This is a genomic window from Enterococcus sp. UD-01, assembly GCF_044909655.1.
GTDB lineage: Bacteria > Bacillota > Bacilli > Lactobacillales > Enterococcaceae > Enterococcus_L.
The window spans coordinates 102,880-124,601 of record NZ_JBIYEU010000003.1 but is presented as its reverse complement, the minus strand read 5'-3'; the positions used below and the strand labels follow the sequence as shown (position 1 = coordinate 124,601).

27 protein-coding genes are annotated in these 21,722 nt (G+C 36.7%); 11 read left to right on the top strand and 16 right to left on the bottom strand.

The window, feature by feature from the left end; genetic code table 11:
• Nucleotides 1-27: 27 nt before the first annotated feature.
• Nucleotides 28-567 carry a DUF1697 domain-containing protein gene (locus ABH902_RS04270; RefSeq protein WP_404589311.1) on the bottom strand — a complete coding sequence of 180 codons (540 nt, stop codon included), beginning with the start codon at nt 565-567 and terminating at the stop codon, nt 28-30.
• Nucleotides 568-589: 22 nt separating this feature from the next.
• Complete coding sequence (locus ABH902_RS04265; RefSeq protein ID WP_404589428.1) at nt 590-1,429, bottom strand: helix-turn-helix transcriptional regulator; 840 nt, start codon at nt 1,427-1,429, stop codon at nt 590-592.
• 397 nt (nt 1,430-1,826) lie between these two features.
• Here ABH902_RS04265 and ptcA point away from each other — a divergent pair, with 397 nt between their 5' ends.
• From ptcA to arcC, 4 genes are all read left to right on the top strand, one after another.
• On the top strand, nt 1,827-2,846 hold the full coding sequence (gene ptcA, locus ABH902_RS04260; protein ID WP_404589310.1) for a putrescine carbamoyltransferase: 1,020 nt from the start codon (nt 1,827-1,829) through the stop codon (nt 2,844-2,846).
• A 77-nt stretch (nt 2,847-2,923) separates the two neighbouring features.
• Nucleotides 2,924-4,300, top strand: a complete 1,377-nt coding sequence (locus tag ABH902_RS04255; protein WP_404589309.1) for an APC family permease — start codon at nt 2,924-2,926, stop codon at nt 4,298-4,300.
• Nucleotides 4,293-5,390, top strand: a complete 1,098-nt coding sequence (gene aguA, locus ABH902_RS04250) for an agmatine deiminase (protein ID WP_404589308.1) — start codon at nt 4,293-4,295, stop codon at nt 5,388-5,390. The genes ABH902_RS04255 and aguA overlap by 8 nt, the downstream gene beginning before the upstream one ends.
• Before the next feature lie 11 nt (nt 5,391-5,401).
• Nucleotides 5,402-6,331, top strand: coding sequence for a carbamate kinase (arcC, locus tag ABH902_RS04245; RefSeq protein ID WP_404589307.1), 930 nt, complete (start codon nt 5,402-5,404; stop codon nt 6,329-6,331).
• A gap of 272 nt (nt 6,332-6,603) precedes the next feature.
• Here the strand turns inward: arcC and pdxA are convergent, their stop codons facing one another.
• Genes pdxA through ABH902_RS04230 form a run of 3 tightly spaced genes read right to left on the bottom strand, consistent with a single transcriptional unit; the run spans nt 6,604 to nt 9,756 of the window.
• The gene (gene pdxA, locus ABH902_RS04240) at nt 6,604-7,584 is read right to left on the bottom strand and encodes a 4-hydroxythreonine-4-phosphate dehydrogenase PdxA (protein WP_404589427.1); all 981 of its coding nucleotides are present in this window, start codon (nt 7,582-7,584) and stop codon (nt 6,604-6,606) included.
• Between the two features lie 14 nt (nt 7,585-7,598).
• Nucleotides 7,599-8,795 (bottom strand): four-carbon acid sugar kinase family protein, encoded by a 1,197-nt coding sequence (locus ABH902_RS04235; protein WP_404589306.1) that lies wholly within the window; start codon nt 8,793-8,795, stop codon nt 7,599-7,601.
• Nucleotides 8,785-9,756, bottom strand: coding sequence for a 2-keto-3-deoxygluconate permease (locus tag ABH902_RS04230; protein WP_404589305.1), 972 nt, complete (start codon nt 9,754-9,756; stop codon nt 8,785-8,787). Before ABH902_RS04230 ends, ABH902_RS04235 begins: the two co-directional genes overlap by 11 nt.
• 187 nt (nt 9,757-9,943) lie before the next feature.
• Between ABH902_RS04230 and ABH902_RS04225 the strand changes: the two genes are divergently transcribed.
• Nucleotides 9,944-11,662: a PrpR N-terminal domain-containing protein gene (locus ABH902_RS04225; protein WP_404589304.1), complete on the top strand. Its 1,719-nt coding sequence runs from the start codon at nt 9,944-9,946 to the stop codon at nt 11,660-11,662.
• A 524-nt stretch (nt 11,663-12,186) separates the two neighbouring features.
• On the opposite strand, the gene ABH902_RS04220 is transcribed toward ABH902_RS04225, so the two are convergent.
• From ABH902_RS04220 to ABH902_RS04195, 6 genes are all read right to left on the bottom strand, one after another.
• The gene (locus tag ABH902_RS04220; RefSeq protein WP_404589303.1) at nt 12,187-12,384 is read right to left on the bottom strand and encodes a hypothetical protein; all 198 of its coding nucleotides are present in this window, start codon (nt 12,382-12,384) and stop codon (nt 12,187-12,189) included.
• A gap of 805 nt (nt 12,385-13,189) precedes the next feature.
• On the bottom strand, nt 13,190-13,654 hold the full coding sequence (locus tag ABH902_RS04215; RefSeq protein ID WP_404589302.1) for a DUF2247 family protein: 465 nt from the start codon (nt 13,652-13,654) through the stop codon (nt 13,190-13,192).
• A 1-nt stretch (nt 13,655) separates the two neighbouring features.
• Nucleotides 13,656-15,101, bottom strand: coding sequence for a transposase (locus ABH902_RS04210; RefSeq protein ID WP_404589301.1), 1,446 nt, complete (start codon nt 15,099-15,101; stop codon nt 13,656-13,658).
• A complete protein-coding gene (locus tag ABH902_RS04205; RefSeq protein WP_404589300.1) occupies nt 15,094-15,450 on the bottom strand; it encodes a DUF3958 family protein in 357 nt (118 codons plus the stop codon). The genes ABH902_RS04210 and ABH902_RS04205 overlap by 8 nt, the downstream gene beginning before the upstream one ends.
• Nucleotides 15,447-15,752, bottom strand: coding sequence for a TIGR04197 family type VII secretion effector (locus ABH902_RS04200; RefSeq protein WP_404589299.1), 306 nt, complete (start codon nt 15,750-15,752; stop codon nt 15,447-15,449). The genes ABH902_RS04205 and ABH902_RS04200 overlap by 4 nt, the downstream gene beginning before the upstream one ends.
• 258 nt (nt 15,753-16,010) lie before the next feature.
• Complete coding sequence (locus tag ABH902_RS04195) at nt 16,011-16,238, bottom strand: hypothetical protein (RefSeq protein ID WP_404589298.1); 228 nt, start codon at nt 16,236-16,238, stop codon at nt 16,011-16,013.
• A gap of 124 nt (nt 16,239-16,362) precedes the next feature.
• On the opposite strand from ABH902_RS04195, the gene ABH902_RS04190 reads away from it, so the two are divergent.
• Nucleotides 16,363-16,587: a helix-turn-helix domain-containing protein gene (locus tag ABH902_RS04190; protein WP_404589297.1), complete on the top strand. Its 225-nt coding sequence runs from the start codon at nt 16,363-16,365 to the stop codon at nt 16,585-16,587.
• Nucleotides 16,588-16,681: 94 nt separating this feature from the next.
• Nucleotides 16,682-16,912, top strand: coding sequence for a helix-turn-helix domain-containing protein (locus ABH902_RS04185; protein ID WP_404589296.1), 231 nt, complete (start codon nt 16,682-16,684; stop codon nt 16,910-16,912).
• Nucleotides 16,913-17,052: 140 nt separating this feature from the next.
• Here the strand turns inward: ABH902_RS04185 and ABH902_RS04180 are convergent, their stop codons facing one another.
• Both ABH902_RS04180 and ABH902_RS04175 read right to left on the bottom strand, forming a co-directional pair.
• Complete coding sequence (locus tag ABH902_RS04180) at nt 17,053-17,373, bottom strand: hypothetical protein (protein WP_404589295.1); 321 nt, start codon at nt 17,371-17,373, stop codon at nt 17,053-17,055.
• A 28-nt stretch (nt 17,374-17,401) separates the two neighbouring features.
• The gene (locus tag ABH902_RS04175) at nt 17,402-18,166 is read right to left on the bottom strand and encodes a helix-turn-helix domain-containing protein (protein ID WP_404589294.1); all 765 of its coding nucleotides are present in this window, start codon (nt 18,164-18,166) and stop codon (nt 17,402-17,404) included.
• A 311-nt stretch (nt 18,167-18,477) separates the two neighbouring features.
• On the opposite strand from ABH902_RS04175, the gene ABH902_RS04170 reads away from it, so the two are divergent.
• From ABH902_RS04170 to ABH902_RS04155, 4 genes are read left to right on the top strand one after another with little or no spacing between them, the layout of a single operon-like run.
• Entirely contained in the window at nt 18,478-18,873 is a 396-nt protein-coding gene (locus ABH902_RS04170; protein WP_404589293.1) for a DUF1310 family protein, read from the top strand.
• Complete coding sequence (locus ABH902_RS04165; RefSeq protein ID WP_404589292.1) at nt 18,863-20,137, top strand: hypothetical protein; 1,275 nt, start codon at nt 18,863-18,865, stop codon at nt 20,135-20,137. Before ABH902_RS04170 ends, ABH902_RS04165 begins: the two co-directional genes overlap by 11 nt.
• Nucleotides 20,130-20,495: a hypothetical protein gene (locus tag ABH902_RS04160; protein WP_404589291.1), complete on the top strand. Its 366-nt coding sequence runs from the start codon at nt 20,130-20,132 to the stop codon at nt 20,493-20,495. Before ABH902_RS04165 ends, ABH902_RS04160 begins: the two co-directional genes overlap by 8 nt.
• A gap of 1 nt (nt 20,496) precedes the next feature.
• Entirely contained in the window at nt 20,497-20,763 is a 267-nt protein-coding gene (locus ABH902_RS04155; protein ID WP_404589290.1) for a hypothetical protein, read from the top strand.
• Between the two features lie 103 nt (nt 20,764-20,866).
• Here ABH902_RS04155 and ABH902_RS04150 read toward each other — a convergent pair whose 3' ends face one another.
• The 3 genes from ABH902_RS04150 to ABH902_RS04140 form a co-directional block, all read right to left on the bottom strand.
• The gene (locus tag ABH902_RS04150; protein ID WP_404589289.1) at nt 20,867-21,001 is read right to left on the bottom strand and encodes a hypothetical protein; all 135 of its coding nucleotides are present in this window, start codon (nt 20,999-21,001) and stop codon (nt 20,867-20,869) included.
• 125 nt (nt 21,002-21,126) lie between these two features.
• Complete coding sequence (locus ABH902_RS04145; RefSeq protein WP_404589288.1) at nt 21,127-21,351, bottom strand: helix-turn-helix domain-containing protein; 225 nt, start codon at nt 21,349-21,351, stop codon at nt 21,127-21,129.
• 89 nt (nt 21,352-21,440) lie between these two features.
• Entirely contained in the window at nt 21,441-21,659 is a 219-nt protein-coding gene (locus tag ABH902_RS04140) for a helix-turn-helix domain-containing protein (RefSeq protein ID WP_404589287.1), read from the bottom strand.
• Nucleotides 21,660-21,722 lie beyond the last annotated feature (63 nt).

Here is a 21,722-nt window from a genome sequence, read left to right as displayed (position 1 = left end):
TTTCCTCACTCCTGTTCTATTAACTAATTATTTTACCGCTATTTTTCTTACTGTATTTGCTGTTCGAATGGTTAGTCTGTCTTTAACGATCGAGGTTGCAGTCTTCGACCACCAATTTGTCTTTTGATAATCCTTGCGGCTAAAAGACCAAAAAACAGTATTTTTATACGCATAAATTTTTTCATAGGCTTCATGTGGTGCACCAATTTCAGCATAAAGCTCTTCATAAGATAATGGAGGCAGGATAAATATAAGATTATCATAGCTCGCTTTATTTTCACTTCCCCACCAATCAGGCGCATAGGCTAATAATTCTTGTAACTCTTCTTGCAAAAGTACATAAACAGGAATCGCTAGTCCAAAAACTTGTTGTATCATTACTTTAATTTTAAAGGAAAGATCCTCAGTAGCTTCAATAGGACTGGAAAAGATAATATTACCACTGTTAAGATAAGTCACAACCTCCATAAAGCCGAGCTTTTCACATTCCTTTTTTAGCTCGGTCATACCCAGTTTGTTTTTCCCGCTTATATTTATTCCCCGTAAAAGAGCGATATATCTCTTCATAAGTCACCTCCAATCGTAGTAGTCATAGACTATGCTCCATTTGCTGTTTTGAAAATAATTGATAACTGGCAAAGACTTCCGAGCGTTTTTTCACATCTAGTTTCACAAAAATATTATGAATATGGGTTTTCACAGTGCCGATCGATAAAAAAAGCTCATTGGCAATATCTTGATTGCTTTTACATTCTAAAAGTAGAGAAATAACCTCCCGTTCTCTGTGGGTTAGTTGGTAAGTATCGCAAAACGGCTTTAACAGGATTAGTTCTTTTGAATCTGGTTCTTGGGTAATCAGTGGGTGCTCTGTTTTAGTAAATAAGGGAAAATCACGATTACAGAAATAAATAATGGCAATGGAGAGAATAATAGAATATATATCTTCTGAGAGATTGCGATTATTGATTTTAAAGACAATATCTGAATATTGATCGATATTAAAAATTACAAACGTGTCTTCTAAAAGAATTGCTAAGCCAAAGAAGATACTTAGCCAGCCCAGAAAACGCAAATATTTTTTTGCAAGCGTGGATAAATGCTGCGCTCGTAGCTTAAGTGCATAGAAGCCCAGATAAATTAAATATAATTGATTCGGCAAATAATACAGCCAGACCTTTAACGCAGAATTTTGAGAAAACGGAATGCCGATCATCCATAAACCGATTAGAAATAATAATATAAATTGAATTTTTTTTAGTTTAGTTTTTCCGATAGTTGCCATAATTTTTAAATAAGTAAAATTACAGCAAATAAAAATAATGGTTTTTAAAAAAGGCGCCGTCATAAAGGTTTGATTATACTCCGTTGCAAACGAATTAATAAATTCTGTCATATAAATAATGACATTATCGCAAATAAAAATGACCATTAAAAGGAGCAACAATAGAAAAATAGGCTGTTTGTTTTTTAGATAGAGGTTTAAGGTGAAGGTTGAGGTAAAGGAATACAAAATAATCAGTAAAATATTATAAATAAAAACGATTGTCACGGTTGGAAACCCCTTTCATCTTTTTATTTTAATAGAACGATTCTTCAGAATAATTATACCATTATCTATTCTCAGAGTGGTTGGAATCAACCGGAAAATTCACCTAAACTTTTATAAACCCTTGATAGACCAGCAGTTTATATCTTTAAATAAACTTTTTTTGAAGAGAAATATGTATGCTTGGTAAGCGTTTTCTATCTTTTGGCTGATAGTAAACATCCCCCTAAACTTGCTAAAGTCATCCTGTAAACAAAAACAACTTTAGGAGGAAAGAAGCATGAAAAGAGATTACATTACAACAGAAACTTATACGAAAGAGGAGATGACCTATTTAGTAGAACTATCCTTAAAAATTAAAGCAGCGATTAAAAATGGCTATTATCCACAATTATTAAAGAATAAATCCTTAGGAATGATTTTCCAACAATCTTCTACTCGGACACGGGTATCTTTTGAAACAGCGATGGAACAGCTGGGCGGGCACGGAGAATATTTAGCCCCAGGTCAAATTCAATTAGGCGGGCATGAAACGATTGAAGATACCAGCCGTGTGTTATCTCGTTTAGTTGATATTGTGATGGCTCGGGTGGAACGTCATCATAGTATTGTCGATTTAGCAAGATGCGCCACCATTCCAGTTATTAACGGGATGTCTGACTATAATCATCCAACCCAAGAGTTAGGCGATTTATGTACAATGGTGGAACATTTACCAGAAGGAAAAAAATTAGAAGATTGTAAAGTAGTTTTTGTCGGAGATGCCACACAGGTTTGCTTCTCATTAGGTTTAATTACAACGAAAATGGGAATGAACTTCGTCCATTTTGGGCCTAAAGGCTTCCAATTAAATGAAGAGCATCAAGCAAAATTAGCGAAAAACTGTGAAGTTTCAGGCGGCAGCTTCCTTGTGACAGATGATGAACATTCTGTAGAAGGATCAGATTTCTTATATACAGATGTTTGGTATGGTCTTTATGAGGCTGAATTATCTGAAGAAGAACGCATGAAAATCTTTTATCCAAAATATCAAGTCAATCAAGCAATGATGGATCGTGCAGGTGCGAACTGTAAATTTATGCACTGCTTGCCTGCAACTCGCGGAGAAGAAGTCACGGATGAAGTGATTGACGGCAAAAATTCCATTTGTTTTGATGAAGCGGAAAACCGTTTAACGTCTATTCGCGGGTTACTTGTTTATTTAATGAATGACTATGCAGCTAAAAATCCTTATGACTTAGAAAAACAAGCAGAAGCCAAAAAAGAACTGGAAGTATTTCTGGATACTCAAAGTCTGTAACATGTGGTTTGAGGTTGGGGCAGAGATCTGTTTGCTTCCTGTCCTAACCTTGGTTTACAAAGAGAGGAAGAATAGTCATGGAGGGAAAAAAGAAATTTAGTTTAGCCAGTGCCATTTTGTCGGTGATTTGCGTTGTTTTTGTGGCTGAAGCAGCTGCGCCGGTTGCCGCCATTGGCAATTCCCAATTTTTCTGGTGGATTTTCTTATTAATTGCGTTTTTATTACCGTACGGCTTAATTTCGTCTGAATTGGGCACCACGTATATTGGCGAAGGCGGGATTTATGACTGGGTCACCAAAGCGTATGGTCATCGCTGGGGCTCCAGAGTTTCTTGGTATTATTGGATTAACTATCCATTATGGTTAGCTTCGTTAGCGGTTATGACACCGGATTTATTAACGACAATCACAGGAATCAAGTTTTCCACGCCGATGATGATTGTGGTGGAATTGCTGTTTACCTGGATTATTGTTTGGATTAGCTTTTATCCGGTAAGTGATAGTATCTGGATTTTAAATGGTGCTGCGGTAATTAAAATGATTTTAGCGGTGCTGATTGGCGGACTGGGCTTATACGTTGCTTTGACGAAAGGTGTAGCGAATGAATTTACGCTGAAATCAATGATTCCAACCTTTGATTTGCGCAGCTTATCCTTTATTTCAGTGATCATTTTTAATCTGTTGGGCTTTGAAGTTATTTGTACCTTTGCGAATGATATGGAAAATCCTAAAAAGCAAATTCCTCAATCTATTATTGCTGCCGGTTTGGTGATTGCGGCCATTTATATTTTTTCAGCGTTTGGTATCGGTGTGGCAATTCCCACAGATCAAATTAGTACAGGTAGTGGAATGATGGACAGCTTTAAATTACTAACAGGCTCAACAGAAGGCTGGTTTATTATGTTAATGGCCTTTCTGTTCTTACTAACCTTATTTGGAAATATGATTTCTTGGTCATTAGGTGTGAATAGTACAGCGTGCTATGCTGCTGAAAATGGCGACATGCCAAAATTTTTCAAAAAGAGAAGTAAGAAAAACGACATGCCGATTGGTGCAGCGTTAATGAATGGCATCGTAGCTTCAATAGTGATCGTTCTAGCACCTATTTTACCCAATCAAGATTTATTCTGGGCCTTTTTCTCATTGAACTTGGTAATGTTCTTGCTGTCCTATGTGCCGGTCTTTCCAGCATTTTATAAGCTTAGAAAGATGGATCCGGACACTCCAAGACCATTTAAGGTAAGCGGGAAACCAGGATTTTTGAAGCTTTTAGTCGCATTACCGATGATTATGATTGTTATTTCTTTGATTTTCACTGCACTTCCTTTGGATTTTAGTCCGGATGCGTTAAGTGAAAAATTACCGATAACCATTGGTGCGATCATCTTTATTTTGTTTGGTGAAGGAATTATTTTTGTGAAAAAAATTAAGAAAGGGACGAAGGAAAATGGCTAAACGAATTGTAGGAAGTACCCCAAAACAAGACGGCTTTAGAATGCCGGGAGAATTTGAACCGCAGGAGAAGGTTTGGATGATTTGGCCGGAAAGACCAGACAACTGGCGTGATGGCGGCAAGCCGGTGCAAGAAGCCTTTACAAATGTCGCTAAAGCAATCAGTCAATTTACCCCGATGAATGTAGTCGTTTCACAGCAACAGTTTCAAAATTGTCGCCGGCAATTGCCGCCTGAAATTACAGTTTACGAAATGTCCAATAACGATGCCTGGGTTCGTGATTGCGGTCCATCGTTTGTGATTAATGATAAAGGCGAAATCCGCGGTGTGGACTGGACGTTTAATGCGTGGGGCGGTTTGGTAGATGGCTTATATTTCCCTTGGGATCAAGATGATTTAGTGGCGCAAAAGATTTGTGAAATTGAGCATGTTGATTCTTATCGCACCGATGATTTTGTGCTAGAAGGCGGCTCGATTCACGTAGACGGCGAAGGAACTGTTTTGACCACAGAAATGTGCTTATTAAGCGACGGTCGTAATCCACAGCTGACAAAAGCAGAAATTGAACAAAAATTATGTGACTATTTAAACTGTGAAAAAGTCCTTTGGCTAGGAGACGGTATTGATCCGGAAGAAACCAACGGGCATGTGGACGATGTGGCTTGCTTTATAGCGCCGGGAGAAGTAGCCTGCATTTACACCGAAGATAAAAATAGTCCGTTTTACGAAGCAGCGCAAGATGCGTACCAACGTTTAACTAAAATGACCGATGCCAAAGGTCGTCAATTAAAGGTTCATAAATTATGCTGTCCGGTTGAGAATGTGACGATTAAAGGCTCCTTTAAAATTGATTTTGTCGAAGGAACCATGCCGAGAGAAGACGGAGATATCTGTATTGCTTCCTATATGAACTTTTTAATTACAAATGATGGAGTAATTGTACCGCAATATGGAGATGCGAACGATGCCTTGGCTTTACAGCAAGTTCAAGCGATGTTCCCAAATAAAAAAGTCGTCGGCGTAAATACCGTGGAAGTCGTCTATGGCGGCGGCAATATTCACTGTATTACACAACAAGAACCGAAACGCTAGGAGTGAAGGACATGTCAAAAATAGTCATTGCTTTAGGTGGAAATGCCCTAGGAAATTCTGCCAAGGAGCAGCTGGAAAAAGCGAGAACGGCGGCAAAATCGATTGTTGATTTGATTGAACAAGGGCATCAAGTGGTCATTGCTCATGGTAATGGACCACAGGTGGGCAAAATCCGGTTGGCCTTTGAAGAAACCAGTCAGTCGCCGGAAGAGGTCGTTCCTTTTCCAGAATGCACTGCGATGAGTCAGGGCTACATCGGCTATCATTTACAGCAAGCCATTGATGAAGAATTAGTGGCACGAAATTTAGGTGAAAAACCGGTGGTCACCTTAATTACACAAGTAGTGGTTGATCCCAAAGACCCTGCCTTTCAAGAACCGACCAAACCTATTGGCGGCTATTATGATGAAGCGACAGCTAAACAATTAATGAAAGAAACCGGCAATGTTTATCAAGAAGATGCCGGCCGCGGCTGGCGCCGAATAGTTCCCTCACCAAAACCAATAGATATTTATGAAAAAGTCAGCTTGCGCACGCTGGTGCAAGCCGGCCAAATCGTGATTGCCTGCGGTGGTGGCGGTGTGCCGATTGCCTACGAAGGGCCTGTCTATCATGGCGTTGATGCAGTCATTGATAAAGATTTTGCAGCAGCAAAAATGGCAGAGCTGATTGAAGCGGATATTTTCGTGGTGTTAACCGCTGTAGAGCATGTCTTTGTGAACTTTGGCAAAGAAAATCAAAAAGCACTTAGAGATAGCAGTGTTGCTGAAATGCAGCAATATATCAAAGAAAACCAATTTGCTTCCGGCAGTATGTTGCCTAAAGTCGAAGCAGCGATCGGTTTTGCTGAAAGTAAACCAAACCGTCAAGCGATTATTGGGCTCCTCGAATTAGCTTCCGAAGCAATTCAAGGACAAAGCGGGACGCGTATTCATTTATAACATAACTCCTTATGAAAAATAATGCCTATTAAATGAAAGAATTTATATATTAGCTGAAAAGCCTTAATAACCCTTGCTCATAAGGATTATTAAGGTTTTTTCTTACTTTTACTTTGTTGTAAGTAAAATGTTTTTTAATGAAAATCCTCTACTGAATAACTATCATCTAATCAATAAAAAACCGTGCAGTAATCTTATCCCAAACTAGGATAAAGATTACTAACACGGTTTATCGTTTTAAATCATTAGACAACTAAAAAGCCAAAGAGCTTTTAAGCTTCCTCCGAAAATCTTACGCCAAGCTTGATCGCTTCAAGCATGGATTGTTCATTGGCAATTCCTTTGCCGGCAATGTTGAAGGCTGTACCGTGATCAACAGAAGTTCGAATGATCGGTAATCCTAAGGTAACGTTAACCCCTTCATCAAAAGCTAGAATTTTCATTGGAATATGTCCTTGATCATGATACATAGCTACCACGATATCATAGTCGCCATTTGCTGCACTGCGAAAGACCGTATCCGGTGGCACAGGTCCAGTGACATTCAGTCCTTCCTGCTGTTTTTGTTCAACCGCTGGCGTGATCTCTTCAATATCTTCATTGCCAAAGAGACCAGCTTCCCCAATATGTGGATTTAGACCAGCAACAGCAATGCGGGGCTGTTGAATGCCAAGCTTTAAAAGAGCCGCTTGCGCAAGATCAATACATTCCATGACTCGTTCCTTTTTGACAAGATCGCAGGCTTTGCGTAAGGCAACGTGGGTTGAGACATGGACAACACTTAATCTTTCACTCCAGAGCATCATAGTATATTTCTTTGTCTTAGTTAAGGTAGCGAAAATTTCCGTGTGTCCATCAAAATTGTGTCCGCCTAAATGCAATGCTTCTTTATTTAGCGGCGCAGTGACGACCGGACCAATCTTCCCTGCCAAAGACAGCTTAATTGCAACGTCTAAATATTGATAAGCAGCATCGCCGGAAGTTGCACTCACTTCACCAATCGGAATTTCAGCTAGTGGCAGATCTACAACATTAAAAAGATTTAGCGAGCCTTGCTTAAACTGGCTGACATCATCAATGACATTGATCGGCGTCGTAATATTAAGCAAATCACGGTAATGTTCCATAATGCTCAACGTGCCAAAAATAATGGTGTGATTCAAATAATCATTGTTGCTTTTTAAAGCCTTTAGAGTGATTTCAGGACCAATGCCTGAAGGGTCACCAATTGTAATACCGATTAAATCATTCATCATTCATACCTTCTTTATTTCATTTTTTGAATACTATTATACAAAGAATCTTCTTTCCCAAAAGCGCCCGCCTTGGTGGTAATCAGTAATCCTTCAAAAGCGCCGCCTAGTAATTGACATTGGACAATCCCAGGCTCGACCTCAGCTAAAATTTTACAGCCGGTTCCTTGAAGCTCATGGATTACTTCAATGGCAGTATCGCCGCCGGTTAGAAAAAGGCCGGAAACAGCGGTGCTTTTTAAGGTATTGGCGGTGATTTTTGCTAAGGACTCGCGAATGATTCGGCTGATTTCTTTTTTATCAGGAATGCCCAAACGATTGAACAAGTCAATTGTTTCGGTGTAATCATTTTTTTTGCGGGTGACTGTCAAAATCGTATCGCCTTTTTTAAGCGATTCTTCCAGCAGCTGGCTATATTTAGCAATGCGATTTTCCGCAACTAAATCATTTAAATCAATGGTGACAGATAGAACGCCGTTTTTCTCCGCGACGTTCATTTGCTGCAGGCTGACTTCACTCACGCTACCTACAACAGAGAGCGTTGGTAATTGTGGTTTTTCAAAAAGATATTCTGCTAAGCCGGCTGAGCCAACGAACAGCTGCTTCTTGTCGCGTTTTTTGGCAATGCTTGCCAAGCGTTCCAAATCGCTGTCCTCTTGAATATCGAAAATATGGATCAACCCTTCCGGCCAAATTCCTTGGGCTAAATCGGCTACTGAATGCAAAACAATCGTGCTGGTAAAATCCTTTTTCAATAACTCCATTATATCGTCTGTCCAGATGGGCGTTAATGGATCATTGGCGATTTCCGTTTCCATCAAGGGCTTACCGTCTAAATAATGGCGACCATTTTTAGTGGTTCGTTTAATTTTGGGAAATGCAGGCGCTATGATAATTTCATCCGGCTGTGTGACATCCATCACGGCCTGGATTTCTTTGGCGATATTACCTCTTAACGTGGAATCTATTTTTTTATAGATAAATTGAAAATCGTTATTTTGGGCAACCTTCGTTGTCAGCGCCTTCACCTTTTGATAAGCTTCCTCAGGCGGTAAAATGCGTGATTCTGTGTCTAAAACAACAGAATGATCTAAGGCTTCTTCTGTTGGAAAAAGCAATACTTCCACATCAAGTCCTTTTTTTCTTAATTGAACCCCAGTATCGTTGGAGCCTGTAAAGTCATCTGCAATAATCAATGCTTTATTGTTCATTTGTCAAAGCCTCACTTTTTCGATTGCGACGTTTTTTATCCACCCGATCCAAAAAGCTTACAAGGATAGGGCAAAGAATCGCAGTAATAATAATAGCTGCTGCAACTTGAGCAGTCGCTTCAGAAGCGATTTTTGAAAAGCTTGGATCAATCGCTGCCACCGCAGCAGGAGTACCGATCGCATTTCCGGCAGTAGCACCGACCGCTGCACCGACCGCCGGGAATTTGAATTTCAAAATCCGAAAGACAAAGAAACCAGCCAAACCAGTAATAAGTGTACAAAATACCCCTAAAAGAATGCCGGAGATTCCAGCAGTAAGCAACTGACTAAGATTTAAGCCAGCCCCTAAAGGAAAAGCAAAGAAAGGAATCAATAAAGAAGTACCGGGAGCTAAGAATTTTTGAATATTTTCATCTAAATTACCCAAAATAAAACCAATTAAAATCGGCATAACTGCTGCCAACAAAGCATTTAAAGGAATCTGTGCTAAGCCAGTCGCGCCAAAAGCAATCATCGTAAAGAAAGGACCATCACTTAAAGCAATGATTGACGTTGCACCAACATCTGTAGAATCACCATATTCACCGGCAAGCGCTGCATATAAGCCGCCGTTTTTATTCGTCAATGAAGAAACAATTGCAAGAGGACTAATACCTAAAACACCATAAATTCCGAAAAAATGATTCACTAAAATACCAAGTAACGCACCAATCAACACTTTAGTAATCAGTAAAACAACGCCTTTATAAACCGAAATTCCAGCTTGCTTCACATTAATTTGAGCGCCACTACAAAAAAGAAAAGCGCCTAAAAGAGCCGTCGCCCCTGTTTTAAAAAGAGCCTCTGTAAACCCACCCAAAGCAAAAAAGCTAGGGAAAAACGTATTCGTCAAGGCACCTAACAGCAATGGAACCACCATCATACCGCCGGGCACTTTTTTAACTGTATCTAATATTTTCATCAATCGAAACCTCCATAGAATTTTGTGCATCCGGATTACAAACTTATAATAAAACGATTACATAAATGGAACAATAGATGAAACCGCTTTTATTGTTTTATATTGAAACAATTTATAATTTGTTTTACACTATGTTTATACTTGCTATAAAAATTGTTTTAAAATGAAACGAATGGTGGCGGAGAACATGTTAAAAATCTTGGCGATTAGTCCCTATGAAAATTTACAAGTACGCTTTGAAGAACTGCGGAAAAAATATCCCGAGATTTATTTAGAAACCTTTGTAGGCGATTTGGAGCAGGGCGTTCAGATTGCTTTAGCGAAGGAAAAGTCATTTGATTTAATCATTTCCCGCGGAGGGACGGCGCAGGAGATTAGAAAAGCCAGCCGTTTGCCGGTGGTGGAAGTAGAAATATCAATTTTAGATATTTTAAGAATTATTAAAATGGTCGATCATTATGATCAAAAATATACATTTATCGGTTTTTCCAATATTACGAAACAGGTTCAAATTCTATCAGAAATTTTAGATAAAAATGTAGACGTCATCACTATCCAAAATCAAAGCGAGCTGCCTGACTTGATTGAAGCGCTGAAACGCAGCGGCTATTCCTTGATTATTGGAGACCGCATCACCTACAAAACAGCGCAAGCTATGGGTTTGAACTCAATTTTAATTGAGACTGGGGAAGAAAGTGTCGAAAATGCGATCAAAAATGCCTTGAACATAGGCAGTAATTTACAAAATCTGCGGCTACAATCGGAGCTTTTACAGAAACTACAAAAGAACCTAACTTTTTCTGTCGCAGTATTTAATCAGCAAAAACAGCTAGTCTACAGTGAAGTTGCCGGAGAAAACAAAGGCATCATTAGTTTAGTTAAGAATTATTTGAAAAAACAGGAAGTGAAAAGCGGGCAAAGAGTCAGCTTCTACGAACAATATTATGGCAAAATCTATCTGATCGAAGGAGCCAATGATGGTCAGAATTACTACTTTATTCTTTCGAAGACGCTGCCGGCTCCGACTACTCAAACTTTCCTTGAACCGATGATTTTTCAGCAAGAGCTAAATAAAAACAGCGCCCTCTTAATTGGCGATACAATCACTATTTTAGAAACAGAGCTTAAGCGTCAAAGTAAAATGATGATTATTGGCGAGCCGGGTACGGGAAAATCAAGCTTAAAGCAAATCATTCATTCGTTTGAAAAAGACCGAAAGTTTTGGCAGCTGCATTTAGATGCGAAGGCAACGGATAATCTGTGGTTTAACCTCTTTGATACCGCAAACTCGCCGCTATATGACTACGATGCGACCTTTTTTGTGGACGGTATTACAGAAAAAACGCTGGAACGCCTGCAGGATCTTCTCTATTTTATTAAACAGCAGGACAACAGCGAAAATCAGTGGCTCTTTTTTGCACCAAAACAACCGGAAGTAATCGAAGAAATCAGCTCTTTGGATGATTTGTACCAAATAGAATTACAATCGATCCGCGAGCGCAAAAGTGAATTAAATGCCATTATCAGTCTGTATATTTACGAAATTAATAACGAATTAAATACAGCTACGCTAGGCTTTGATACAGCAGCGATGGATGAAATGCTGAGCTATGACTGGCCGGGCAATTTTCGCCAATTAAAAAAAGCCATCCGTGCGATGATCAGCCAAACAAGAAGTGTGTTTATCTCACTAGAAACCGTGAAGAAGCAATTAAGCGTTGAAAGATCCATGGAGCAAAACAAGCCGAATCGCTCAGTTGATTTTCTAAAAGGCAAAACCATGGCCGAAATTCAAAGACTGGTAATCGAACAAAGCTTGGAAGAAAACAACGGCAACCGAACAAAAACGGCAGAGCAATTGCAAATCAGCCGCAGTAAAGTATGGCGGTTGTTGAAAGAAGGATGAATAAAACAGCATTGGAAGTGAATGTATTTACTTCCAATGCTGTTTTTTCATTTAATTGCTGTTCACTTGTTTTTTTGTCCAAGATGGTAATAGAATCAAGTATGAAACTTGCGATCAGAGCTAGAACAAAAACGAGTCCTGATAGTACATAAATATTTTTTTGAATGTATGATTTTTTTGCTTTCATTCGATAAAACATCGATCAATTGTAACGTCATAAAGCTTACTCAATGAAGATAGAACGTATAAAAAGCAATTGTACAAGCTTTGTTGCTGGATTTTCTACCACAGCAAAAGGAAATGGGCAACTCAAGAGAAACAAACATTTAAGCAAATGACTAGCAAATTTGATAAGTGCTAAGGCAGAGGTGTATCTTGATAATCAAAAATTAATTGTTATATAATATAACGTCGCAAGTAGAAGGGGATGTATTGCCCCGAAAATGTTTAACTTTTGGGGGTCTCTTCACTCGATAAATATCCTTCTACTTTTTTTGGATAAATTGCGTTTTAAACAGAAACACTTAAAAGTTAACGAAAAAACACATGAATGCGACTGCGATAAAAATCAAAGCAAATACTAAACTATTCCATAGACCTAGCATAATAAAAGGAGAAGTATTTTTATCTCCATCTTTCTTAAGACCAGTGAATGTACGCCAAGTGATTATGAACTGCCAAATACTTATTAATAAAAAAATAAATCCAAATAAATATCTCATATAATTACCTCCTCTATATAAGAATACTACTTAGAGAAAGCGTTATCAATCTTTGGATAATTTTCATTAGATACAATGAAAAAATATTTTGCATCTACTATAGATTCTTTTGAAAAAAGTTACAGAAAATGACGATCTTTTTGTTTACATTGGAAATAGCGAGTGTAGTGATTGCTCCATGTTCTCAAAAACTAAAAAAAAAAAGAAGTTGAAACATTTCCATTAAAAAATTCGCTATATTTGGTTGAAATCAGTAATATACATTCTGATAAGAAACGGTGGATGGATTTCAAAAGAAAATATGGTTTTAGCCAATCACCAGCATTTTTATTATTTAAAAATGGAAAAATACAAAGTATGATTGAGTGGTTTGAGCAGAAAGGATTAAGTCCCGAAGAGTTTTTCATAACTGGTTAGAGAGTAATAAATCAGTTATAAAACAGCTTGAGCGCTGAATTCATTATGAAATTTTTAGATGGGATAGCATTTACTCTGTCTTTCTATAAAAGTATCTAGTAAATGCTAAATATTGAATAGTTAATTTCTTTTGTAGAAAGTTTTTAGTTTGTAAAATGGTTGCATTACCAAAAAAACTGAGAGACCCTTTAATATCAAAGGGTCTCACGATTTCTTTAATTATTCCTACTCAAAAGTAAGTTGATTTTGTATAATAGGAAACAGTTGATTTTATACTGTTTTAAGCAATATAAAAAGATTTGAATTACGTGTATTTTTAACAGAGTGTTATCAAAGTGTGATCAGTTTGAATGGAATTAACACTAGACACATTCTAATAAATTACTTTTTAGTAGGACTCAAACTTGTCTTTAGCATTCTTTAAATACTCCTGCCATGATTCATCCATACTTTTTCCCTCAATTGAAGGCATGTAACCAATAAAACCAGCCATATCTTCTGGATAATCAAAATCAGCATAGATCTCTTCAACTTTTCCATTAAAATTATCAATATTAGCTCTTTGTTTATATAGTTCTTTCAAAAGTACGTATCTCCATTTATCTTTGATAAAACTATCCTGTTCAGGTGTTTCTAAATAGCATAACTCATGCAAATAGGAAACTATGTCCTCGTGTTCATCAGCTATAGCTATTTTTAATACTAAATCGAAGCCTTGAATGTCTTCTTCAAGAATGTGAGTAGCGTAATTTATAATATCTTTTTTTTCAATTATTTTGTTTTCTAAGCCAAATAATAATTCTTGCCAGCTCCATTTTTCTTCTGTTAGTGAAAAATCATATTTTTTATACAAATTAATAACCTCCTTTAGGAACTTTTTGATTTGGGAAACCTGTGATTTTACCACCTGTAATAAATCTTTGATGAGTTATCTTTCCCGTAGAATCTAAAATGTATTCGTATATTCCATCCACTCCATTTAAGTTTCCTTTTGTTTGAAGCAATGAATATGACTTATTATCACTACCAGTAAAACTTGTAACCCTTCCATTGGCAAGTTGTTCTTCCGACACAAAACTTGCAGATCTGTGGCTAGGATCATCTTTTAAGCCACTACCGATTCTATCAGCGTTAGGAATTTCCTTAGAAGCATATTCTCCCTTTAATTTTTCAAACTGTGATAAATCTTTTGAAGTTTGATTAAAATCGTTACTTTTCTTGTTATCCACAGTAACCGAACCATTTTGTGTCGCCATTCGATAGGTCGCATAGGTAAAGCCTAAGGTTTGTAAAGCAATGCCAATATCAGTTTCATTGATCCATGTATAAACATCTTCTGCATACTGTGAACCAGCCACTAAGCCGCCAAGTAAGGGATTATACGTTTCGCCCGTGACATAGTTGTAGCCGTTGCGCCAACCATCTTTGATCTTTGCATTCCAGCTGTCATAATCCATAAATTCGAACATATCAGGATCTAAATAAACACCTGCTTTGTCCAAATACTGATACAATTCGGGATTCATTAGACCTTTACCGTCTTTTTCCAACTGCCACATGACTTTAGGATTGCCGTCTAAATCATAGTAGACCACAGCGTATATCGTATATTCCTTTAGCTGTTCAACTTTTTGATCGTCAATTCCCTTCAGCCGCTTATCCCTTAGCTGCCAACTGGCACCAATTGTTCCGGTCCATGATAAATCTGTTGGGATAGTAAAAGAACTACCATTCCATGAGCTCGAGGCTTGTGCTCTACCTTTGTCGACAATTGCCTTTAAATTTGAGATGTTCGCAAATAATTGTGGCGAGGATGCTTCAAATTGCAGGAGCTTATTTAATTTGTCTTGTAGCATCGTTTTCATATTAAAGATACGTTCCATCGTTTGACCGTTTTGAAATAGTTGATTGCCTTTTATATTATCAGGAATATCTTTCAGAGAATTCTCTCGCCAAATGGCTTCTAAACGATTGATTTGTACCTGTGCTTCATTAATTTGTCTTTCCAAAACTTCTGAATCCAAGTCACAGCTATCTACTTCGGCTTGATACGTATCGGTAAATTTTTGACACGCCTCAGCTACTGCTTCGGTTAATAAAATGCTCGCTTTGACAAACGGAATCAACACAGAGCTGTAATAGTTTTTCGCATTATCATACGCCATAGATTTAAGCTGTTCTTCATTAACAAATAACTGTAATGACTGTATCAGATTTTCATACGCTTGTACAGTTGCGGTACTCTTTGAAGAAACGCTGGACGCTTGGGTTTGAGAAGCAGCGAGCACCATTTTAACCATGAGCCTTCTCCTCCTCAGCCAATAAACGTTTATGCGCATAAGCAAGTTCTTCGTATTCGTTTTCTAGCCCGCGTTGTTGTTTATGTAAAATTTCATGACTTTCCTCAAATGAGTTGAAAATGTTTCTCTGTTGGATTTGCAAATCAATTACTTGATCTTCAAGATACCAATGATTAGTAGAGTTACAATAAGCTGCTTGCAATTCGGAAGTATAATGAGTCAAGCGGTGAAAAAAATCATCATATTCTGCTTCAAGTTGGTGAATGTTGCGCCGTTGAGTTTCAATTTGCTCCATTTTCCTGTTCAACTGCCTTTTTTCAGCTTGAATAGTTTCGATTGTTTGGTTCATTGGCTGCTCCCTCCGCTAAAGGTAGGAAGCGGACTGGTAAAGATAGCTCTCGTCGCCTGATCCATCGCTTCAAAATCAGCCGCAATTGACTGTAAATTAGTGGAAGCTTGACCAACAGCTTGAAGCACGCTATTTGTAGTATCCGACATGGCTTGGATTGCTTCAGCCGCAGTTGTATTTCCTGAAATAGTCGTTTGAGTATCGCTTGTAATAACGCCGCCAGTGGATAAGCCATCTAACGATCGAGCGATAGAAGTGGCGATTAAACTTGCGGTGCCTGTATTGCTCTTGATGTTCGCCATAGATTTCCCTCCTTAATGTAAAATAATCTTTATATTAAAAATAGTTTATCATATGTAAATGTTTAACTAAAGGTGAATTTTGGGAATTGAAGAAGTTTAATTGCATGGTGATTGAAAAAAATAAAGAATAATACGATGAAAAAGCAGCTATTAAAGTTTAATTACTCACTTTAATAGCTGCTTTTCAATTTATTGTTGCTCAAGCTCGGTTCGGCTGATGCTTGGGCAATTTTAAAATCCTAATTTGCTGCTAGGATCTTAAATCACAAAGTATTTCAGTTTCTTTTTTCGTTTGAGCTTTTTCGCTTCATCATTCAAATCATTTACTATTTTCTCGTGTTCATAAAAGAAAGCATCGGAAATAGTCGGTTTTGGAGAATCTTCGTTTATTTGTTTGAATCTTTCATGCCAGTTTTCCAGTTGTTTTACTGAGTGAATCAGTTTATGTAAGTCTTGATAGGTAATCATTTTTATTGGGTGAGCCATGGGAATCCTCCTAACTTTTATTTTGATAGATATCTTCTTAAATCTATTTTAGAGTTTATTGCTCTAAAAGTCAATAGAGTTTATAACTCTATAATAAAATAATTTGAAAAAGGAGGAAAGAACTGTGAACTATTTTGAAAGGATACGAGCGCTGCGTGAAGATAATGATTACACACAAAGGGAAATCGCTGCATTGTTAAATGTAGGACAAAGAACCTATGCAGATTATGAATACGGAGAAACAAGAATTCCTGTCAGTTCGCTCATTATATTGGCTAAATTTTACGATGTAGATATGAATTATATTTGTGGTGTCAGTAATGCAAAAAAGGCATTTCCTAAATCCTGAGGAAAAGATTATGACTGTTTTAAGAGTTTATAACTCTAAAATGATATAGAGTTTTAAACTCTATTGTACGATGTTCAAAAAAAGGGGAATAGGGATGGACTATATTAACCGGATAAGATCATTACGTGAAGATAATGATTATACACAAAAAGAAGTTGCTAGGTTGTTAAATGTAGGGCAGAGAACCTATGCTGATTATGAATATGGGAAAACAAGAATTCCTTTGGATTCGATCATTAAACTTGCCAAATTTTATGATGTGGATATGAATTATATCTGTGGGGTTAGTCAGGTGAAAAAACATTTTCCAAACTCGAAAATGTAGCTATCAGTCCTTAGATATCTATTGATTTTGTTTCTTTTTTTAAAACAAAACAGAAAATAGGAAAGAAGAACAGGTAATAGAAACTGCGTCATTACCTGTTCTTCTTTTCCCCCTTCTTTAGTTAACTGAATTGCCAATGTTTAAAAAGTCGCGTATATCTTTCCTGTGTAGGTTACTTGCCATAAGCCGTTTACTAAAGTTGCATTTGTACGCGCTAAGCGTCCGCGCCACCAAGCGCCCATATTATACTCAGAGTAATCATAATATTGGGTGATTTGATTCCAATACAAGTATCTAGTAATTGACTTGTTAACAGATACTAATCCCCTAGGACTGATTTTTTTAATTGTTTGTGATTCCTCAAGGGGGGCTGTTTCTGCAGCCTCTGTTTTCATCGACTGCAAGAAGAATATACCTACAACTAAACTTACCCATAAAATTACTTTTACAATTTTTTTCATACAGTACCTCCTAAAATATTTTTTTAATTTAATCCGTTCTAAAAAAAGCAGTAATACTTTCATCCTCATAACGTAAGAAAACAAGCTGTTCTCCGGTCTTCTTTTTGTATTTTACTTCGGAACTAGTATCTTCTAGAACATCATTAAATTTTTGTAATGTTTTATATTGTTCTATTTGAATGTTGCCTCCAAATTTCTCTTGTAATTGCTGTTCACTTGTTTTTTTGTCCAAGATGGTAATAGAATCAATCGTATTTTTTTCATTTCTCATTATCTTCAATGTTGTCTGGGTTATATAGTCTGTATTTTTTATTGGCGACTGCACTAATTTCGTTTCAGCTCCATTAGGTAACGTATCAATAATTTCACTTATAAACGCTTTTTTATAAAAATAACTGTCATTAATAGTTTCGATATAATCAGCATAGTCTGCCCACTCATATTGTTGGATGCTATTTTTTGTTGTGTTATTTGTATGCAAAAGTGTAAAGCTTGCTATCAGAGCTAGAACAAAAACGAGTCCTGATAGTACATAAATAATTTTCTTGAATTTATGATTTTTTTTGCTTTCATTCGATAGAACATCAATCAATTGTTCATCCTCATTGATTAGCTGATCGACTGTTATGCTATAAAGCTTACTCAATGAAACGAGCATACTTAAGTCTGGATAGGTTCGGTTAATTTCCCAGCTGGAAATTGTTGAACGAGAGACACTTAAAATAGTAGCAAGCTCTTCTTGTGTGTAGCCATTTGCCACCCGAAGCTCTTTTAATTTATTTCCGATTTTCATAGAAGGCCTCCTTCATATTACAGGTTATTTCATGTCATGATTAGTGTACATTAAGTTGAACGATAGATAAAGATACTTTTTGTAACTCCTGATATGTAGGGCTTTGCTACAATATGTCGCTGGGAAAATGATTAAAAACAAGTGTCATGTTATAACAATTAAAGGAAAGTATCTACAACAAAAAATCTCCACTTAGAAATGAATTCTTAGTGGAGATTTTTTGATTGTTGATTAGTATGAATAATATTGCTTTGTGCTCTGTTTATTGTTACTCTTAAATAAGAAATAGTTTAGTTTTAGGAGGCGGGAAATTGAGAAAAAAATTGCTGGTCTTAGCGGGAATTATTATCTTGATTATTTTATTTATAGGGGGAAAAAAATATATGGATTCTAAAAAATTAAATGAAGAGATGACGAACATTGTTTATAGCAATGAAGCCAAAAAAATATTTGAAGACGGGTTAAAGAATTTAGATTCAAAAGCTTTAACCAATGACGGCATAATTAAGACTTATGAAATTGATAAAGAAAGTATTAAACATAATCCTATGGGTGGTATAAATGTTACTTTATTTATTAACGGGAATTCTAAATTATATGTATTTTTTGTATTGAATAGTACGGATGATAACAAGTTGATTGATGATGGGGGTGGTAATTCGTCCGAATTGGAAAAATTATTGGAGGGAAAAGGGAATGCCGACTAATGACTATACAGATGAGCAAAGAGTAGAGATAGCTAAGCAACAATACCTTCCGTATAGTGAATCTGATCCGGTAAAGATTGGGAAAAATAAAGAAAAAATAGGCTACGTATCTCAAGTAAACAATAAGCCAACTGGCGAACAATCCTTTGTAATCACTGATAAATACGTTCCCCCTACAGCTTCTCTCTCAGAAAGAAATCAAGTTCAAGAAATTACGGTTTTGTATAAGGGATCAACTGCACCATCTGTTAGCAACGTATTAAATCCATTTGATAAAGAATACGATGATGTAAGAAAAGACTGGCTAGATAATGACGTTCCAACAGCCATTCAAATAATTAACGGTGGCGCGCCGGTAGTGACACCGCAATTACAATCTTCTGCAAATACGCTAAAAGAAGCTATGAGGTTATATCCTAACGCTCAAGTCTATGTTTATGGTCACTCTTTGGGCTCGATGAATGCGCAGTATGCTGTTGCTAATGTAAATAAAAAAGATATCGGTCGTATTAATGGCGGGTTCTTTTATCAAGGGCCAAACATCTATTCTAACTTAACGCCAAAACAACAAGATACGGTCAAAGCATTAAACAGTTTAGATGTATTATTTAATTATGTAGACGCAAAAGACCTCGTCCCAATTGGCTATGGTGTAGGGAAGTCAACAGTGGGTCATTTAATAAGAGTAGATTCTAAAAAAGTAGGGGCTGTGGATCAACATATGTGGGGCGGCTACCAGTTTGACAAAGATGGTAACATTCTCACAGACAAAGAAGGCAGTCTTCAATTAGCTAAGTACGCAACAAATCAGCAATTATCAGCTATCAACAATTTACGCAAGGGTTTTATGAAAAGCGGCGGCGGCTTGTCTTCAGCAGAAGAAATCTTTTTAGATGCAGCAGAAGGATTGGCGATTACTCAAGGAATGAAACAAACGCTACAGGGAGAAATCAGAGATTTAAAAGCGATGTTTGATACAGCCATTGAGAACGCAAAAGAATTATGGCAAAACACGCTTTCCGATGCAAGAGGGATAGGATCAAAATTAACCGAGGCAGAAATACTTACAGCGTTATCAAACGGTGGGGCAACAGAAGCGAAAATCGTAGTAGAAACGGTACAAGAATGCGAAAAGTCATTAGCCGAAGCTACGAAAATAGAACAAGAATACGACCAGCTGTTACAACAAATCAACGAAGCAATAAAAAGTCAGGTAGAAACAGATCAACAATTAGCAAAACAATTAGGGAGTATGTATGGATAAACAAAAACAAGTCTTAGTAAAGTTAGAGATCTTAAAAGACGATTACAACAGAAAAAAAAGAGAATTAGACGAAACGATGACTGCGGTAGAACAAGAAAAATGGCGCTTTAAGCGAGAACTTGAGGAGCTTTCTGAACAAATGAGGTATATCTTCCATAAAAGAGAATATAATGATTCGAATAGCGTACAACAAGCCTACCGTATGATTAGTGCTACTCAAGAAGAAAGCGAATGGGCTATAAAAAAGGTAGTGAAAAAGTTAGACGATGAACAAGAAGAACAGCAAGCTGTATATAAGCAACAAGTGTTGTCTTATGAAGAAGAATTACATCAGTTAAAAAAGGAGAGTGGTACATGATATGTTAGAGGGATTAAAAGAAAATTTGTTAGAAGCACGTAAAAACCTAGAAAAAAGCTTGATCCAAACCTTTGTTGCGAGCCAAAGTCATGCAACCTCAGAAAACCGTAAACAAATGCTGAAAATAATGAAACAAGAAAAGATAGAAGGGATAAAAAGCAATTGTACAAGCTATGTTGCCGGACTTTCTACCACAGCAAAAGGAAAGTGGGTAACTCAAGCGAAACAAACATTTAAGCAAACGACTAGTAAGTTTGATAAATGTTGAGTAAGAAGCTAATTATATATAGATAAAAAGAATCTCGTTAAGAAAAAATCTTAGCAGGATTCTTTTTTACATCGTTTCGATTTTACTTAACGAACTTTTACAACTAATAAATAAAAGATTTTATGCTATTTATGTTTGCCAACGTCGTTTTTCTATCAACATCTTGCTTATCTTCTTCAAGTAAGAGAAACTCCTTTGCGCTCTCTTTACCTAAAATACCGGACAAAGCTTCAGCCATAGAATTAAATTACCTCATCATAAAATCCTTATCTTCTATCAATACAATCATCCCCTTATTTTGAAGTATGATCTAAATTTAAATAAGAACTAAAAAAGTAAAAGAATATCTTCATCGATATCCTTCTACTTTTTGTTTTTACCATAAGGTATTTTTATATCGGTAAGGTTTAAAAGATAATCTACACTTGTTGAATAATATTGCGCCAGTTTTATTAATGATTGACTGGGTATATCCAAATTACCAGTTTCATAACGAGAATAAGTGGTTTGACTGACGTTTAAGAGCTTGGCTAGCTGTTCTTGACTTAAATCCATATCCTCGCGTAAATTGCGAATGCGATAATACATAAGATCACCTCAAAATTATTTTACGTTATGCGGTTTTTGCATATTGACTTTTATGCGTTAAACGCATAAAACGGATTTAGAAATAAAAATTATTTTCTTGGATAGGGTTTTTGTTCATTAGTAAGTCCAACTAAATAATCAATACTTGTAGAATAATATTGAGCTAGCTTTATCAATGATTGACTAGGTATATCCAAATTACCAGTTTCATAACGAGAATAAGTCGTTTGACTAACATTCAAAAGCTTTGCTAGTTGTTCTTGGCTCAAATCAGCGTCTTCACGCAAATTACGAATACGATAGTACATAAAATCACCTCAAGGTTATTTTATAGTATGCATTTTTTGCATAGTTGTTTATATGCGGAAAAC

What these genes read in the sequence shown, in the direction of transcription:
- ABH902_RS04230 (WP_404589305.1), bottom strand. Translation starts at nt 9,756, where the DNA reads ATGAAAATATTAGATACAGTTAAAAAAGTGCCCGGCGGTATGATGGTG.
- ABH902_RS04185 (WP_404589296.1), top strand. Translation starts at nt 16,682, where the DNA reads ATGGACTATATTAACCGGATAAGATCATTACGTGAAGATAATGATTAT.
- ABH902_RS04155 (WP_404589290.1), top strand. Translation starts at nt 20,497, where the DNA reads ATGTTAGAGGGATTAAAAGAAAATTTGTTAGAAGCACGTAAAAACCTA.
- ABH902_RS04210 (WP_404589301.1), bottom strand. Translation starts at nt 15,101, where the DNA reads ATGGTTAAAATGGTGCTCGCTGCTTCTCAAACCCAAGCGTCCAGCGTT.
- ABH902_RS04235 (WP_404589306.1), bottom strand. Translation starts at nt 8,795, where the DNA reads ATGAACAATAAAGCATTGATTATTGCAGATGACTTTACAGGCTCCAAC.
- ABH902_RS04220 (WP_404589303.1), bottom strand. Translation starts at nt 12,384, where the DNA reads ATGAGATATTTATTTGGATTTATTTTTTTATTAATAAGTATTTGGCAG.
- ABH902_RS04265 (WP_404589428.1), bottom strand. Translation starts at nt 1,429, where the DNA reads ATGGTCATTTTTATTTGCGATAATGTCATTATTTATATGACAGAATTT.
- ABH902_RS04150 (WP_404589289.1), bottom strand. Translation starts at nt 21,001, where the DNA reads ATGGCTGAAGCTTTGTCCGGTATTTTAGGTAAAGAGAGCGCAAAGGAG.
- ABH902_RS04205 (WP_404589300.1), bottom strand. Translation starts at nt 15,450, where the DNA reads ATGAACCAAACAATCGAAACTATTCAAGCTGAAAAAAGGCAGTTGAAC.
- ABH902_RS04200 (WP_404589299.1), bottom strand. Translation starts at nt 15,752, where the DNA reads ATGGCGAACATCAAGAGCAATACAGGCACCGCAAGTTTAATCGCCACT.
- ABH902_RS04165 (WP_404589292.1), top strand. Translation starts at nt 18,863, where the DNA reads ATGCCGACTAATGACTATACAGATGAGCAAAGAGTAGAGATAGCTAAG.
- ptcA (WP_404589310.1), top strand. Translation starts at nt 1,827, where the DNA reads ATGAAAAGAGATTACATTACAACAGAAACTTATACGAAAGAGGAGATG.
- arcC (WP_404589307.1), top strand. Translation starts at nt 5,402, where the DNA reads ATGTCAAAAATAGTCATTGCTTTAGGTGGAAATGCCCTAGGAAATTCT.
- ABH902_RS04270 (WP_404589311.1), bottom strand. Translation starts at nt 567, where the DNA reads ATGAAGAGATATATCGCTCTTTTACGGGGAATAAATATAAGCGGGAAA.
- ABH902_RS04140 (WP_404589287.1), bottom strand. Translation starts at nt 21,659, where the DNA reads ATGTACTATCGTATTCGTAATTTGCGTGAAGACGCTGATTTGAGCCAA.
- ABH902_RS04195 (WP_404589298.1), bottom strand. Translation starts at nt 16,238, where the DNA reads ATGGCTCACCCAATAAAAATGATTACCTATCAAGACTTACATAAACTG.
- ABH902_RS04145 (WP_404589288.1), bottom strand. Translation starts at nt 21,351, where the DNA reads ATGTATTATCGCATTCGCAATTTACGCGAGGATATGGATTTAAGTCAA.
- ABH902_RS04255 (WP_404589309.1), top strand. Translation starts at nt 2,924, where the DNA reads ATGGAGGGAAAAAAGAAATTTAGTTTAGCCAGTGCCATTTTGTCGGTG.
- aguA (WP_404589308.1), top strand. Translation starts at nt 4,293, where the DNA reads ATGGCTAAACGAATTGTAGGAAGTACCCCAAAACAAGACGGCTTTAGA.
- ABH902_RS04225 (WP_404589304.1), top strand. Translation starts at nt 9,944, where the DNA reads ATGTTAAAAATCTTGGCGATTAGTCCCTATGAAAATTTACAAGTACGC.
- ABH902_RS04175 (WP_404589294.1), bottom strand. Translation starts at nt 18,166, where the DNA reads ATGAAAATCGGAAATAAATTAAAAGAGCTTCGGGTGGCAAATGGCTAC.
- pdxA (WP_404589427.1), bottom strand. Translation starts at nt 7,584, where the DNA reads ATGAATGATTTAATCGGTATTACAATTGGTGACCCTTCAGGCATTGGT.
- ABH902_RS04180 (WP_404589295.1), bottom strand. Translation starts at nt 17,373, where the DNA reads ATGAAAAAAATTGTAAAAGTAATTTTATGGGTAAGTTTAGTTGTAGGT.
- ABH902_RS04160 (WP_404589291.1), top strand. Translation starts at nt 20,130, where the DNA reads ATGGATAAACAAAAACAAGTCTTAGTAAAGTTAGAGATCTTAAAAGAC.